The 14,923-nt window shown below is 51.8% G+C and carries 12 protein-coding genes; 8 read left to right on the top strand and 4 right to left on the bottom strand.

Going from position 1 to position 14,923, the window contains the following annotated elements; genetic code table 11:
* The first annotated feature begins 1 nt into the window (after position 1).
* Positions 2–1,312 carry a c-type cytochrome gene (locus EH228_RS01330; protein WP_152319903.1) on the top strand — a complete coding sequence of 437 codons (1,311 nt, stop codon included), beginning with the start codon at positions 2–4 and terminating at the stop codon, positions 1,310–1,312.
* Positions 1,313–1,358: 46 nt separating this feature from the next.
* Here EH228_RS01330 and EH228_RS01325 read toward each other — a convergent pair whose 3' ends face one another.
* The gene (locus EH228_RS01325; RefSeq protein WP_152319902.1) at positions 1,359–1,772 is read right to left on the bottom strand and encodes a MarR family winged helix-turn-helix transcriptional regulator; all 414 of its coding nucleotides are present in this window, start codon (positions 1,770–1,772) and stop codon (positions 1,359–1,361) included.
* Positions 1,773–1,892: 120 nt separating this feature from the next.
* Here EH228_RS01325 and EH228_RS01320 point away from each other — a divergent pair, with 120 nt between their 5' ends.
* Positions 1,893–3,344, top strand: coding sequence for a non-oxidative hydroxyarylic acid decarboxylases subunit C (locus EH228_RS01320; protein ID WP_152319965.1), 1,452 nt, complete (start codon positions 1,893–1,895; stop codon positions 3,342–3,344).
* On the top strand, positions 3,341–3,568 hold the full coding sequence (locus EH228_RS01315) for a non-oxidative hydroxyarylic acid decarboxylases subunit D (protein WP_152319901.1): 228 nt from the start codon (positions 3,341–3,343) through the stop codon (positions 3,566–3,568). The genes EH228_RS01320 and EH228_RS01315 overlap by 4 nt, the downstream gene beginning before the upstream one ends.
* Before the next feature lie 203 nt (positions 3,569–3,771).
* On the opposite strand, the gene EH228_RS01310 is transcribed toward EH228_RS01315, so the two are convergent.
* Together EH228_RS01310 and EH228_RS01305 are read right to left on the bottom strand one after the other, a co-directional pair.
* Entirely contained in the window at positions 3,772–5,244 is a 1,473-nt protein-coding gene (locus tag EH228_RS01310; protein ID WP_152319900.1) for a pyridoxal phosphate-dependent decarboxylase family protein, read from the bottom strand.
* Positions 5,245–5,257: 13 nt separating this feature from the next.
* Positions 5,258–6,640 carry a diaminobutyrate--2-oxoglutarate transaminase gene (locus EH228_RS01305; RefSeq protein ID WP_152319964.1) on the bottom strand — a complete coding sequence of 461 codons (1,383 nt, stop codon included), beginning with the start codon at positions 6,638–6,640 and terminating at the stop codon, positions 5,258–5,260.
* A 1,053-nt stretch (positions 6,641–7,693) separates the two neighbouring features.
* Between EH228_RS01305 and EH228_RS01300 the strand changes: the two genes are divergently transcribed.
* The 5 genes from EH228_RS01300 to EH228_RS01280 all read left to right on the top strand — a co-directional run bounded on the left by EH228_RS01300 (position 7,694) and on the right by EH228_RS01280 (position 13,327).
* Complete coding sequence (locus tag EH228_RS01300) at positions 7,694–8,761, top strand: extracellular solute-binding protein (RefSeq protein WP_152319899.1); 1,068 nt, start codon at positions 7,694–7,696, stop codon at positions 8,759–8,761.
* Between the two features lie 17 nt (positions 8,762–8,778).
* A complete protein-coding gene (locus tag EH228_RS01295; protein ID WP_152319898.1) occupies positions 8,779–10,122 on the top strand; it encodes an LLM class flavin-dependent oxidoreductase in 1,344 nt (447 codons plus the stop codon).
* A 26-nt stretch (positions 10,123–10,148) separates the two neighbouring features.
* Positions 10,149–11,927 (top strand): ABC transporter permease subunit, encoded by a 1,779-nt coding sequence (locus tag EH228_RS01290; RefSeq protein WP_152319897.1) that lies wholly within the window; start codon positions 10,149–10,151, stop codon positions 11,925–11,927.
* A gap of 37 nt (positions 11,928–11,964) precedes the next feature.
* Complete coding sequence (locus EH228_RS01285) at positions 11,965–12,687, top strand: class II aldolase and adducin N-terminal domain-containing protein (RefSeq protein WP_152319896.1); 723 nt, start codon at positions 11,965–11,967, stop codon at positions 12,685–12,687.
* A gap of 328 nt (positions 12,688–13,015) precedes the next feature.
* Positions 13,016–13,327, top strand: a complete 312-nt coding sequence (locus EH228_RS01280; protein ID WP_152319895.1) for a hypothetical protein — start codon at positions 13,016–13,018, stop codon at positions 13,325–13,327.
* A gap of 845 nt (positions 13,328–14,172) precedes the next feature.
* Here the strand turns inward: EH228_RS01280 and EH228_RS01270 are convergent.
* On the bottom strand, positions 14,173–14,913 hold the full coding sequence (locus EH228_RS01270; protein WP_152319894.1) for an SDR family oxidoreductase: 741 nt from the start codon (positions 14,911–14,913) through the stop codon (positions 14,173–14,175).
* Positions 14,914–14,923 lie beyond the last annotated feature (10 nt).

The following is a 14,923-nucleotide window of genomic DNA, read 5'->3' as shown; positions in this document are numbered from 1 at the left end:
GATGAAAAAAACAACAATTTTGGGCGGGGTGGCCATCGTGGCCATTGCCGTCGCGGTGGGGTTGCTGTGGCAGAATGGTGATACCCGTGCAGATGATGTGGCTGGCACCAATATCCTCACCAGTCAGCCGCCGACAGCCGCCGATGCGGATGCCGTGATGCGCGGCAAATATGTCGCGATTGCCGGCGACTGTGTGGCGTGCCATACCGCGCCGGGAAGTAAAGACGCTTTTGCTGGCGGTTATACTATCAGCACGCCTTTCGGGGGTATTGTGGCCAGCAACATAACCCCGGATCCGGAATATGGGATCGGTAACTGGACCGAGCGTGATTTTTACCGGGCGGTACGACACGGCAAAGGGAAAGGCGGTCAGTATCTCTATCCGGCGATGCCGTATAACGCCTACGTCAAAGTCAGCGACCAGGATATGCATGATCTGTGGATGTACATGCGCTCGGTTAAACCGGTGAATTATAAGGCGCCGGAGACTGACCTCGGCTTCCCTTATAATATCCGTCTGGCGATGATGGGCTGGAATCTGCTGTTCTTTAAGAATCAAGGTTATCAACCCGATTCGGCTAAATCAGCAGAGTGGAACCGTGGCGCTTATCTGGTGGAAGGTCTGGAGCACTGCAGCGCCTGCCATACGGCGAAAAATATGCTGGGTGGCGATAAAGATACGTATCTGCAGGGGAGCAACCTGGCGGAATGGCATGCGCCGGATATTACCCCGAACAACTATACCGGGATTGGGCGTTGGAATGAGCAGCAGATCGTTGATTACCTGAAGCTTGGCAGTAACCATGTGGCGGTCGCGTCCGGCCCAATGGCCGAGGCGGTGACCAACTCCACTCAGCATCTGAGCGAGGTGGATCTGCGGGCTATTGCGGTGTATCTGAAATCTGTTCCGGCCGCAGACAACGTGCCTCCACAGCCACTGGCGACGGAGAGTGCACAGATGAAAATGGGCGCGAATGTCTATTCGGCTAACTGTAGCGCTTGTCATAACAGCGATGGCAAGGGCATTCCTCATCTGGCAGCCAGTCTGGCAGAGAACCCGGGGCTACTGGCAGACGATCCGTCGTCCATCATCACGACGGTGTTGGAAGGGGGGAGAGGCGCAGTGACTGAAGGTAACCCGACCAGCGGAGCCATGCCGGCTTTTGCCTGGAAACTGTCAGATGAACAGGTGGCGGCGGTAGCGACTTACCTGCGCAACAGTTGGGGTAATGCCGCGCCGGCGGTGACCGCGAAGGAAGTGGCGGACCAACGTAAGCTACTGAAGCAACCTTCGCAGATGCCTGCTCACTAATCGATCACATCATCTCAAGGCCAGCATATGCTGGCCTTTTTTCGTGTCAATCTTCGGTTATTTTCAGCAGCAACATGCGCAAATTGTGCTGTTCCGCCACTGACAGACGGCTGAGGAATTGATTATCCACCCCATGACCGACTGGCAACGACGCATCCAGCAATGCCTCGCCTTCAGCTGTCAGAGTGATAAAGCGCCGGCGTTTATCAGCAGGATCCTGCTCTCGCTGCAATAATCCCCGTGCTTCCAGCCTTGCCAGCAGTTCTGCCAGTGTGGCTTTGCTGCTCAACGCGGCGTCGGTTAGTTGTACCTGTTCAATACCCGGGTGTTCTGCAATAGCCCGAAGTACCGCGTACTGCGGTTTGGTCAGCTCAGGTAAATACTGCTGCCAGCGTGCGGTATGTTGTTGAAAAACTTTCCGCATCAGATGGAATATTTCCTGTTCAAACGTTGAAGCCATCACTTTTCTCACTTTTTTCCGGGCAGTTATCTTAACCGACAATGGCATTGCACAGGACAAAAAATAGGTATAGGGTGTAACTTGTTCGTATACGAACAATAAGCCAAAAGGAGAAACATGATGGCGTTTGATGATTTACGCAGTTTCATGCAGGCACTGGATGAAAACGGTCAGTTACTGAAAATTACGGAGCAGGTACAGGCGGAACCGGATCTGGCGGCGGCAGCTAATGCGACTGGGCGGATAGGGGAAGGCGCACCGGCGCTTTATTTCGATAATATTGCGGGGTTCACCTCTGCCAGAGTCGCGCTAAATACGCTGGGTTCCTGGCAAAATCATGCTATTGCGCTTGGGTTGCCGCCGACAACATCTACCCGCGACCAAATCGATGAATTTATTCGCCGATGGGATGATTTTCCGCTGACACCAGAGCGTCGTGATAATCCGCCGTGGGCCGAGAATATGCAGGAAGGCGATGACATTAATATTTTCGATCTGTTGCCGTTGTTTCGGCTTAATGACGGCGATGGTGGATTTTATCTCGATAAAGCGTGTGTGGTCTCTCGTGATCCTACCGATCCAGACAGCTTTGATAAACAGAATGTAGGGATTTACCGCATAGAAGTGAAAGGCAAGCGCAAGCTGGGCTTACAACCGGTCCCCATGCACGATATTGCGCTGCATCTGCACAAAGCTGAAGAGCGGGGCGAAGACCTGCCGATTGTTATCACCCTGGGTAATGACCCGATAATCACTCTGATGGGTGCGACGCCGCTGAAGTATGATCAATCAGAATATGAGATGGCAGGAGCATTACGTGGTTCTCCTTATCCCATCACCACCGCGCCGCTGACCGGTTTTGACGTGCCATGGGGCTCAGAGGTGATCCTTGAAGGGGTGATAGAAGGGCGTAAGCGCGAAATTGAGGGACCATTTGGAGAGTTTACCGGCCACTATTCTGGCGGTCGCAATATGACGGTGGTACGGGTTGATAAAGTCTTTTACCGCAGTCAGCCGATCTTTGAATCGCTCTATCTGGGCATGCCGTGGACTGAAATTGACTATCTGATGGGGCCCGCAACTTGCGTACCGCTGTATCAGCAGTTGAAGGCGGAATTCCCGGAGGTACAAGCCGTCAATGCCATGTATACCCATGGTTTGCTGGCGATTATTTCCACCAAAAAACGCTATGGCGGTTTTGCGCGAGCGGTCGGCTTACGGGCGATGACTACGCCGCATGGGCTGGGCTACGTTAAAATGGTGATTATGGTTGACGAAGATGTCGACCCGTTCAATCTGCCACAAGTCATGTGGGCGCTTTCGTCTAAGGTTAATCCGGCGGGCGATCTGGTTCAGCTACCGAATATGTCTGTGCTGGAGCTGGACCCTGGTTCATCACCGGCGGGTATCACCGATAAACTGATTATTGACGCCACCACGCCAGTGGCGCCGGATGTCCGTGGTCACTACAGCCAGCCGGTGCAGGATCTGCCTGAAACCAAAGACTGGATCGTGAAACTAAACCAACTGCTGGCCGCGCGTCAGCCTGGTGCTACCCAGGAGGGATTATGATTTGTCCACGTTGTGCCGGTGAGCATATTGAATTGATGGCGACATCACCGATAGCGGGAGTCTGGACGGTACACCAGTGCCAGCGTTGTCTTTATACCTGGCGTTCAACCGAACCCGTGCGGCGTACCCAGCGACAGGACTATCCTGAGGCGTTTCGGATGACCCAGCAGGATATTGATAATGCCCCAATGGTGCCGTCTATCCCACCGTTACTGCGCAAATAACCTGAGTATACAGCAGGATGGACGTTGCCATTACTGATGCTGATTGCCATGCAAATCGTGATAGCCTCACTGGCGGGGAGACATCGGCAGATTGTTGATGGCCCGGTTCCTGTGGCAGTGTTGTGCACCAGAGCCCGACACGATAAAAAAACAAGCCCACCAACAGGTGGGCTTAAGTCTTTATGCGTTACCGCCAGTGGATCTTATGCCGACAGCAATTGCTCAGCAGTGGTCTCGACCAGCGACAGCAGGCGTTTGATGTCGTCCAGCGTCACCGTTGGGTTCAGCAGAGTCATTTTCAGACAGGTCACGCCGTTATGCTCGGTCACGCCAACATTGGCACGCCCACTCTCCAGTAATGCGTCGCCAATTTTCTGGTTCAGCAGGGCGATGGCGGCATCACCATTCCCAGCCAGTTGCGCCGGACGATAGCGGAACAGCACGCTGGCTAACTGGGGTTGCATGACCAGTTCCAGTGAAGGCTGTTCCGCAACGTACTGCGCCACCTGCTGTGCCAGCGTGACGCCGTGGTCGATAATCTCGGCGTACTGCTTTTGTCCCAGAGCTTCCAGTCCCATCCACAGTTTCAGAGCATCGAAGCGGCGGGTGGTCTGCAACGATTTAGACACCAGGTTCGGTACGCCCTGTGCTTCGTCGAATTCGGAGTTCAGATAAGCCGCCTGATAACGCATCAACTCGTAATGGCGGGCGTCTTTCAACAGGAATGCGCCACAACTGATGGTCTGGAAGAACTGTTTATGGAAGTCCAGGGTAATCGAGTCGACCAGTTCAATGCCATCCAGGTAGTGGCGGTACTGTTCGGACAGCAGCAGAGCACTGCCCCAGGCGGCATCAACGTGCAGCCAGATCTGATGTTTCGCCGCCAGTTCGGCAATAGCCCGCAGTGGATCGATAGCGCCCGCGTCAGTGGTACCGGCCGTCGCCACTATCGCCAGAATTTGCTCGCCATTCGCTTCAGCCTGCGCGACTTTTTCGGCCAGGTCGTGCAGATCCATCCGCGCATATTGATCGGTCTTCACCCGCGTGACCGACTGATAACCCAATCCCATCAACGCCATGTTCTTTTGCACCGAGAAATGGGCGTTTTCAGAACACAGCACTTTCAACTTCTTCAGGTTGCCGACCAGACCATCCTGCTGGACCGAATGTCCCTGACGAGCGAAGAAGGCATCACGCGCCAGCATCAGCCCCATCAGGTTACTTTGGGTGCCGCCGCTGGTGAATACGCCCGCATCGCCAGCCGGGTAACCCACCTGAGTACGCAGCCATTCGATCAGCTTCAGCTCGATAATGGTGGCTGACGGGCTTTGATCCCAGGAGTCCATGCTCTGGTTAGTGGCGTTGATCAACACCTCAGCCGCCTGGCTGATCACCAGGCTTGGGCAATGTAAGTGTGCGACGCACTGCGGATGGTGTACCGACAGGCTGTCTTGCAAAAAATACTCAATCGCCCGCTCAATCGCGGCCTGGTTACCCAGGCCCTGAGCGGTAAAGTTCAGCTTGATGTGTTCACGCAGCTCGGCAACAGATTTCCCCTGATACATCTCAGGCTGTTGCAGCCACTGTACCACCGCTGCGCTACTCTGAGCGATGGCTTGCTGGTAGGCTTCAGTGCTCTGCGCTGAAGCAGCCAGAATCGGATTAGACCGGGACATCGACTTACTCCATTCAGACGGGTTTGATGCCAGCGGCTAACAGGGCGTTCTCAAACTTATCCATGAAGATCTCCAACTCGGCATTGGTGATCAACAGGGAAGGGAGCAGACGCAGTACGGTGCCGTTACGGCCACCACGTTCGAGGATTAAGCCAGCTTCAAAGCATTTTTTCTGTAGCAGGGCTGACAATTCGGGATCGGCCGGGTAGCTTCCCATATGATCGGGGGTTTCGTGAGGTTTGACGATTTCTATTCCGATCATCAGGCCCAGACCACGCACATGGCCCATTACTGGGTAACGCTTCTGCATGTCAGCCAGTTTGCCTTTCAACCACTCACCCTGAGCCGCGACTTTATCAGCAATATTGTGTTCTTTCAGATACTTGATAGTCGTCAAACCGGCAGCCATCGCCAGTTGGTTGCCACGGAAGGTACCGGTATGGTGGCCCGGCGACCAGACGTCCAGATCTTTTCTGATCCCCAACACGGCCAGAGGCAGGCTGCCGCCAACCGCTTTGGACATCACGATAATATCAGGCTCAATGCCCGCGTGTTCATAAGCGAATTGCTTGCCGGTACGGCAGAAGCCAGCCTGAACTTCATCAAGGATCAGTACGATACCGTGTTCTTTGGTCACTTTACGGATACGCTGTAACCACTCAACCGGAGCTGGGTTAGCGCCGCCTTCACCCTGGAGCGCTTCCAGAATTACCGCCGCAGGTTTGCGCACGCCGCTTTCAACATCGTTGATCAGGTTTTCGAAGTAGTACGACAGCGCTTTGACGCCCGCTTCACCGCCAATGCCCAGAGGGCAACGGTATTCGTGCGGGTATGGCATGAACTGCACTTCCGGCATCATGCCATCTACCGCTTCTTTTGGGCCCAGGTTGCCAGTCACGGCCAGCGCGCCATGGGTCATGCCGTGATAGCCACCGGAGAAACTGATCATCCCTGAACGGCCTGTGTATTTCTTCGCCAGTTTCAGCGCAGCTTCAACCGCGTCCGCTCCAGAAGGACCGGTGAACTGCAGGCAATAGTCTTTGCCCTGGCCTGGCAGTAAGGAGAGTAGATACTCGGAGAACTGATCCTTCAGTGGCGTGGTCAGGTCAAGGGTATGTAACGGCAAGCCGCTGGCAATGACACTCTGGATGCTCTGCAGTACCTCAGGATGGTTATGTCCAAGCGCCAGCGTTCCTGCACCGGCAAGGCAATCAAGGTATTGATTGTTCTCAACATCGGTGATCCAGACGCCCTGAGCTTTCGCAATCGCTAACGGCAATTTACGTGGATAACTTCTGACATTCGACTCAAATTCAGCTTGTCGCGCTAAATAGGTCTGGTTGTTACCATTTGAGGAGTTCGCACCTAAAGTATCAATACGGACTTTATCCGTCATCATATCTCTCCTACAACGCCGGGTTATCAGTAACGCCGGCGTTGGATAAATGAGTTAAAAAACAGGCATCAAAAAAACGCGCTCAATATATGGCTTTTCACCCGCTATCTCAATCATTAATTTTTCCAAGTGAAAAATGTTATTTTCACTTATTAATCAGTGCATTGAAGGTATTGTGTTAATGGGTGTGTTACCGGGAGGATGGGTAATTATTACGGAGGTGTGAAAAAATGCGCCGAAACAGTAAGTAGCGACGGACAGGAGATACAAATTGGCATATCCAGACAAAAAAGTTAACAACGATGGCAGGGGGTAAACCAGGCACTATACCCTGGATAATTCTTGCCGCCAGTTGGCATTGAGTGGCGACAGCGACAACACGTTCCGGTGTAAACTCCTGTACCGATGAAACTCATCCATTCGCTGGTGCTGATAATTTATTAAGGTGGCTGAACATTGTTATCCCACCGAGAGAGTGAAGTATAGCAGGCATAAATTTTAATTATATTAAACAAATGCACTTAATTAATTCACCTGCATCATTATTGCCCACGGGATGGTCGAAAATAGCGCACGAAAAATATATTTATCACTCGCAACGCTTTACTATTAAATCAGCGGATTTGTTTTTGTTTATTTCATTTAAATCAATAAATATCAATGAGATATCTGTTTATAGTTTTTTTAATGTCACTGGCAATATAAAAACTTATTGATTGTTTTGTGATTTAAAACGCATAGTCATTTTGAGATAAATGTCGTTAAAAACAGGAAAAATAATTTTTCCCAACGAGTATTCACTTTCTGTTGTGGAAAAGGGTTATCTGATGTCATTAGCGAAAGTGGCAAGATTTTTTCGGTGTCGACATTATTTACACAGACGTCCTGATTAACGACGCTGTTTCATTTCAGGTTATTAAACATCAATGTCCTGAGTGGATATACAGATGGTTATTTCGCTTTCAGGCGAGACCCATCTGGCGGCAGGTTCTACACCTCATTCGCACATAAACATGCGGACCGTCTTTAATGATTGCTATGGAGCCGTAAGCCATGTTTAAGAAAACCGCCAGTCGGCGAGATTTTATTAAAACGATTGCTGTTACCGGTGCCGCGCTGTCTGCCCCGTCGCTGTGGATACCGCGCGCCTTCGCGGCTGATTCGTTAATCGTCGCCGACAACGGCGGCGCTCTGACGCCGGCTTTGCGTAAAGCGTTTTATGATCCTTTCGAGAAAGAGACGGGGATCCGTATTACCAATGTCGCGCATGAATCTGATCCGGTGACGCAGTTCAAACTGGCCGTCGATGCAGGTTCACATATCTGGGATGTCGCGATGGTGACCCCAGACAATGTGCAGCGATTAACGGCCAATAAAAACTACATCGCGCCACTCGATATATCGCCAGGCGATGACAAAGACATTCTGCCGGGCATGGTAACGTCAAACTGGTTCGGCTTCTCGGTGTGGGGCGCCATTATGGCTTATCGCCGCGACAAATTCACCAATGGCGGTCCACAGAGCTGGCATGACTATTGGGATACTGAAAAATTTGCCGGTCGCCGGGCGCTTTATCGTTCGCCAAGTGGCACGTTTGAGATGGCGCTGCTGGCTGATGGCGTCGCCCCGAAAGATCTCTATCCGTTAGATATCGAGCGAGCCATGAAATCACTGGACAGGATCCATCAGTCGATAGCGGTCTGGTGGTCTAATGGCGCGCAAAACACCCAGCTACTACAAAGTGGCGAAGTCGATATGGCGGATACCTGGAATGCCCGCGCTATCGCGGCTATCAATGCCGGTGCGCCGGTAAATATTGTCTGGCAGGGCACCTATAGCGTGGATGGCTGGTCGATTGTGCAGGGGACGCCGAATCTGAAACAAGCGCAGGCATTTGTGCGTTTCTGTATGCAACCGGAACGTCAGGCGGTTTATTCAGCCATGACCAGCAATGGGCCGAGCAATGCTAAGGCGTTGAATATTATTGATAAGAATAAAGCGCAACTGCTCACTACCTACCCGAAAAACATGGAAGGGCTGGCGCGTCGCGATGAAGCCTGGTGGGCAAAAAACTATGACAGCGCTAATGAGCGCTTCCAGGAATGGCTGCTTGAAAGCTAAACCGACAGGAGAGCAATATGAGTGCACGACAAATCCATCTTGGGTTGCTGGCACAACCCTTTGGTGATCATCCCGCCGCGTGGTTGAAATCTCGCGCGCCGCTCAATGCCGCCATCAACATTGATTACTACCGTGAAGTCGCGAAATTAGCTGAACAGGGATTATTCGATCTGTTCTTCATTGCTGATACTCCCGCGACGCGCACCGATAACCTGTCTGTTCATAGCCGTAACCCGGAATATAATGATCGTTTTGAACCCATAACCTTACTCTCGGCGATTGCCGGAGCCACCCGCTATATCGGCCTTGGCGCCACCGCATCTACCAGCTTTTATGAGCCGTACAACGTTGCGCGGCTGTTTGCTTCGCTTGATCATATTTCCCATGGTCGGGCGGGATGGAATATTGTGACCTCGGCGAATGATTATGCCGCGCGTAATTATGGACAGGATAAGCTCCCGCCACACGATCAACGCTATCAGCGAGCCCGGGAATTTTTCCAGGTGGTGAGCAGCCTGTGGGATACCTGGGAAGATGATGCTTTTCCTTATGACCGGCAACAGTGCACTTATTTTCAGCCAGAAAAATATCACCTGACCGATCATCATGGTGAGTATTTCAACGTTCATGGCGGTCTGAATATTGCCCGTGCGCCCCAGGGACACCCGGTGATTATTCAGGCGGGCTCATCCGAAACCGGTAAAGCTTTCGCGGCTGAAACGGCGGAAGTGGTGTTTGCTTCCGATCCAAATCTGCCCGCTGCGCAAAAATTTTATGCCGATGTAAAAGGGCGTTTGCCGCAGTTTGGCCGTTTGCCGGGTTCACTGAAAATATTGGCGGGTTTGTCCGTCGTGGTTGGCGAAAGCAAAGCGGAAGCGCAGGACAAATACCAGGAATTACAACGTATGCTGCATCCTGATGTTGGCCTGATGCGCCTGGGACAGGATCTGGAAGCTGATCTGCGCGGTTTGCCGCTGGATGAGCCGGTTCCTGAATCAATGATCCCAGCCAAAGCCAACTTCCATCAGGCCTACTTCGAGCAGATTGCCAGCATGATCCGCGAGCAAAAGCTGACCTTAAGAGAACTGTATTCCCGCTATGAGCGCGGCAAGGTGACGCTGTGCGGCACGCCATCGCAAATTGTCGACCATATGATTGAGTGGACCGAAAGCGATGCCGCTGATGGTTTCATGCTGAGTTTTCATTTGGTGCCCGATGACCTGGCGGATTTCGTGCAGAAGGTGGTGCCGGAGATGCAGCGTCGCGGCGTGTATCGCAAAAATTACCATGGCAACACCTTACGTGATCATCTCGGTCTGGCCCGACCGTCTAACCGCCATGTCGGCACCGTGAGCGAGTGATACCTGATATCACCAGGGTAAACCAGATGAATACACTGACAGAGGTAAGCAGAAAAGAGCGCAGGGCGGTTGGTTTCCGGCCCGGTCCCATTTGGTTAGCCTTGCCGGGCGTGCTATTTCTGGCGCTGTTTTTTATTTTTCCTTCATTCAGAATCTTTCTGCTGAGTATTACAGGTCGTGATGGAACACTCTCTTTTGCCGCGTTCGCACGATTCTTCGCCCCTGGCGTTTACAGCCGGGTGCTGGAGAATACCTTTGTTATTTCGTTGTGGACCACGCTGTACTGTTTGCTATTTGGCTATCCGCTGGCCTGTTGGCTGTCAGGCTTGTCGAAGCGTCAGCAGCAAATCCTCTCGCTGTTTGTCTTGCTGGCGTTCTGGAGCAGTACGCTGGTTAAGAACTTTACCTGGCTTATCTTGCTGGGCAGAGGTGGATTTGTCGAGCAGGTAATGCACACGCTCGGCTTCAATCATGTACAGTTTCTGTTCAATCGCGGCATTGTTATTTTTGCGATGGTACATACGTTGCTGCCTTTGGCCGTGGTGACTATGCTGCCGGTGATGAATCAGATTGACCGTCGTTTATCAATGGCCGCCGCCACGCTTGGGGCTAATCGCGCGCAGGCGTTTTGGCAGGTATTTTTTACTCAATCAATGCGCGGTGTGGCGGCGGCCGGTCTGTTAATTTTTATCGGCAGCCTGGGTTTTTTTATTACGCCAACGTTTCTCGGCAGTCCGCATGAAATGATGTTAGGGCAGTTAATCATCATGCAGATCAACGAACTACAAAACTGGCAGTTAGGCAGCGCCCTGGCGGTGGTATTAGTCGTTGCCGCATTGCTCAGTTGTATTCTCTACGATCTGATTTTTGGTCTCTCATCACTGGCGGGCAGTGAAAACAGTACGCCTCCGCGCCTGCATAACAGAATACTGCGTAAACTGGGACGGGTCATCGTGGCACTGCTGGCCCGGCTTAGTTCTTTTCTACTGCATGCTTACGATGTCTCGTTGCGCCGGGTGCTGAAGATCAATCTGCTGGCAATCTATTCCTGTCTGCTGATCGCGGTACTGTTGTTGCCGGTGCTGGCGGTGATCCCGATGTCATTCACGCGCGCCAGTTTTCTCTCTTTTCCCCCGGTCGGGTTTAGCTTTCGGTGGTTTGCCGTCTATTTTAATTCACCGTTGTGGATTGGGGCCACACTGCGTTCGTTTGGCATTGGTTTTGTGGTGGCGACGATCACCACCTTTCTTGCCGCGTTGGCGGCGTACAGCATCACCAGAGCCAGCAGTCGTCTGTCCGGTGGGATATTCCTGCTGTTCCTGCTGCCGATGATTGTTCCGGCAATAGTCATCGCCATGGCGCTGTTCTATTTCTGCGCTCAGATTTCACTGGTTGCCACCAATACCGGCATCGTACTCGGTCATGTCGTGATTGCGCTGCCGATGGTATTTGTCATTTTACTCACCACTTTTCGTGGCCATGACTGGCGGCTGGATAATGCTGCCGCCACACTTGGGGCTAACCGCTGGCAGGTATTGCTGAAAGTGACGTTGCCCTCGATCAAAGGCGGGCTGGCGGCGGCGTTCATCATCGGCTTCCTCACTTCATTTGAAGAGCTGACCGTCGCGCTGTTTATTGGCGGCGGTATGAAAACCACCATGCCAAAACAGATGTGGGACGACATTCTGTTGCAAATCAGCCCAACACTGGCAGCCGCATCCACGGTCGTTTTGTTGGTAGTGGTGGCGTTATTTGGCGTACTGCAGCTCGTCAGACCACGTAATATGCACAGCCAAAATGGCTGAGGCAATGATTTGCTGAGTTATTTTAAGGTGAACGTTTATGAACGAAGAACAGATTCGCATCGATCTTGCGGCAGCCTTTCGTATTATTGCCCGACTTGGTATGCATGAAGCGGTGGCTAACCATTTCAGTGCTGCGGTGTCCGCCGATGGGCGTCGCTTCCTGCTGAATCGCAAATGGCAACATTTTTCAACTATTCGCGCCAGTGACCTGATTTTATTGGATGCTGACGATGCGGGCAGCATGAAAAGGGGGGATATCGATCCCACCGCATGGGCGATCCATGGACAGATTCACCGCCGGGCGCCACATATCCGCGTAGCGATGCATCTGCATCCGGTCCATGTTACGGCGATCTCGACCCTGGCTGATCCCACCATCAAACCGATTGAACAAAATACGGCGCGATACTTTAATCGGGTGGCAGTCGATGCTGATTTTGATGGTATGGCTGATAGCGAAAATGAAGGTGCGCGTCTGGTGGCGTTGTTGGGTGATAAATCGCGATTAATGATGGGGAATCATGGTGTGCTGGTGACCGCCGGGACAACAGGAGAAGCCTTCGATGATATATATACGCTGGAGCGCGCCTGCCAGATCCTCTGCCTGGCGTATGCTACGCAACAGCCGCTGAAAGTGCTCAGCGATGACATTGCGGAAAAAACCGCGCGGGATTGGGAAGGGATTAGCGATTTTTCCATCGCGCATTTTGAAGAGATGAAACGCATCCTCGACCATGAGGATCCATCTTATGCCGATTGAGGTGACGATGTTTACAATATGGACTAATCTGGTTCACTGACAATAGTTTTTATAATGCATTGTTTATCAGTCAAAACTGTTTCGTTAGAAATTTGCTTCATGAACCAACCCTCAATAGCTGCTTTTGAGGTTGTTTTGATGCTATTTTGATAGCTGCTATGATCGGCATCGCTCAGTCCGGTTGGTGGTTTGTTTCTTTTTGGCGATTGATCAGATCGCACAATCCGGGCTGAGTTCCCTTTAAGTGATCTACTATTTTGCGAAGCTATTTAGCTGTTGTCGGTTTTTCGACATTTGGCTATAGACACATTAACATGAGGTGCCTCGAATGAGCTGTGAGCATTGCCAGGCATTGTGCGTTAAATATGTCATCCGGTCACCAGAGCAATTGCGGAAAGCTATTCGCATTGCCATAAATGCGCTCAGTGAGGGGATGTTGTCTGAAATCAAATCAACGAGGGACTGGAATCAATATAGCTTCCACGAATGTGCTGAGAAGATGGTGTGGGGCGATATAGTTGATTATCATTTCGTATGTAACTATTGCCGGACTCAGTTCGTTCTTGGCGCAGAAACCTACCATGGTAGCGGTGGCTACTGGTCACCCGAAAATGAAAAGCCATCAGAAATAATAGACTGACCACAATAACAGTAAGCAGATACTCCAGCGAGTACGGCAGACAAAAAAGCCATGAATCAACCATTGTCCAAACTGGGCATGCCCATCCTGTCACTCAACTACTCTGACGATTAAGGAAGGGACTTTTCATTACGCCGCACTTCCGGAATCTGTTGCTCGTTGGCAGGAGCCAGAGGGAGAATATGAGGATATATTTCTGGTCTTCAGCTGTCTGCTGAAATATGAACGTGCCCGTTGTGGAACGGTTGTCGCTGTCAGTGGCAGTGGTGGTGTTCATCAAAATTACGGAGAAAACGGAGTGTACGACAGCCCTAATGCAATAAAAGGGAGGTATCTCAAAATTCACAACATGCTGATTTCTGTGGCTGCACCAGAGAACCATGAAGTAATAAACCCATGGAGATTATTTAACATAATATACATTATGCGCACCAAGGTGTCGTTACGTGGATTCTGAGGTTTTGTGGTCATGGTTGCTCACATACGAACGCGCTTCCGGCTTGTCCAACCCGACAAACACCGGAAAAGATTTCCGGCATTTCGTCGCGTGCCTGAATGGCTTATCATCACTTCCGCAGTCTGTGCGCGATTATGCTGACGGATGGCCATGTTGCTGCGGCACCGGCTAAGACATGGCAAAGCGTCTACGGCGACACAGACCGGATAAATTTTGTGGTAATGCAATGGCTCATCAACCTTACTTGTCTCTTGCCACAGAAAGAATCCGGTTTCCTGAAGTTGGCGGTACGTGAAATCTGGGGCTTGGTGCTCATGGTTATGTTGGTTGCTCATATCCTGGCATCATCTCCGGGCTTACCCAACGCGACAAAATTGCGGGGCACAGCCTAGTGGTGGATCAGCCCACCATCCACGGCATACTGGCTGCCAGTGACGTATGCGGCGTCATCAGACAACAGGAATAATGCCACGGCGGCTGCTTCATCAGCTGTCCCAGCCCTTTTAAGTGGCACCTGGCTGACAACAAAATTCTCAAACTGCTGACGGGCATCTTCAGGCATGAAATGGCGGAAATTTGTCTCAATGGGGCCAGGAACAAGGGTATTTGCACGAATATTTCGCTCAGCAAGCGAGGATGCCCAACTTCTTACCATCGCTGTTACCGCACCTTTAGTGGCGGCATAGAGGCTGGTCATGGCGGCCCCTTCATAAACCGACGATGAGGCGGTGACAAGTACCGAAGCGCCCGGATTGAGCAAGTCAGACAGTCTGGCAAGTTGTAACATTGGCCCTCTGACATTCGTGTTCATCATGCGGTTAAAGGCATCAGCGGTGATGGATTCTGGTGTCGCAATCTCAGCATAACCGGCATTAAGCCATAAGCCATCAATCTTGCCCCATTTCTCGATTTCAGCCCCAAGAGCATCAATATCTGATACCACCGCAGCGTCACTGCGAATAACCCGCGATGTCTCAGGCAACTGTTGACGGGCAAGTTTAATCCTGGCGTCATTCAACCCGGTGATAGCGACCTGCCCGCCTTCTCGCGCAATCCTTAACGCGCCTGCCAGCCCCATTCCGCCAGTTCCACCGGTAATAAGCACTTTTTTCCCGCTAAACCGCCCCATGAATTTTTCC

Source organism: Erwinia endophytica, from assembly GCF_009295515.1.
Classification (GTDB): Bacteria; Pseudomonadota; Gammaproteobacteria; order Enterobacterales; family Enterobacteriaceae; genus Erwinia; species Erwinia endophytica.
This window is presented reverse-complemented; position numbering and strand designations above follow the sequence as displayed.

Bases quoted from the DNA above. Each gene is read 5' to 3' on its own strand.
- EH228_RS01330 (WP_152319903.1), top strand. From the start codon at position 2: ATGAAAAAAACAACAATTTTGGGCGGGGTGGCCATCGTGGCCATTGCC.
- EH228_RS01325 (WP_152319902.1), bottom strand. From the start codon at position 1,772: ATGGCTTCAACGTTTGAACAGGAAATATTCCATCTGATGCGGAAAGTT.
- EH228_RS01320 (WP_152319965.1), top strand. From the start codon at position 1,893: ATGGCGTTTGATGATTTACGCAGTTTCATGCAGGCACTGGATGAAAAC.
- EH228_RS01315 (WP_152319901.1), top strand. From the start codon at position 3,341: ATGATTTGTCCACGTTGTGCCGGTGAGCATATTGAATTGATGGCGACA.
- EH228_RS01310 (WP_152319900.1), bottom strand. From the start codon at position 5,244: ATGTCCCGGTCTAATCCGATTCTGGCTGCTTCAGCGCAGAGCACTGAA.
- EH228_RS01305 (WP_152319964.1), bottom strand. From the start codon at position 6,640: ATGACGGATAAAGTCCGTATTGATACTTTAGGTGCGAACTCCTCAAAT.
- EH228_RS01300 (WP_152319899.1), top strand. From the start codon at position 7,694: ATGTTTAAGAAAACCGCCAGTCGGCGAGATTTTATTAAAACGATTGCT.
- EH228_RS01295 (WP_152319898.1), top strand. From the start codon at position 8,779: ATGAGTGCACGACAAATCCATCTTGGGTTGCTGGCACAACCCTTTGGT.
- EH228_RS01290 (WP_152319897.1), top strand. From the start codon at position 10,149: ATGAATACACTGACAGAGGTAAGCAGAAAAGAGCGCAGGGCGGTTGGT.
- EH228_RS01285 (WP_152319896.1), top strand. From the start codon at position 11,965: ATGAACGAAGAACAGATTCGCATCGATCTTGCGGCAGCCTTTCGTATT.
- EH228_RS01280 (WP_152319895.1), top strand. From the start codon at position 13,016: ATGAGCTGTGAGCATTGCCAGGCATTGTGCGTTAAATATGTCATCCGG.
- EH228_RS01270 (WP_152319894.1), bottom strand. From the start codon at position 14,913: ATGGGGCGGTTTAGCGGGAAAAAAGTGCTTATTACCGGTGGAACTGGC.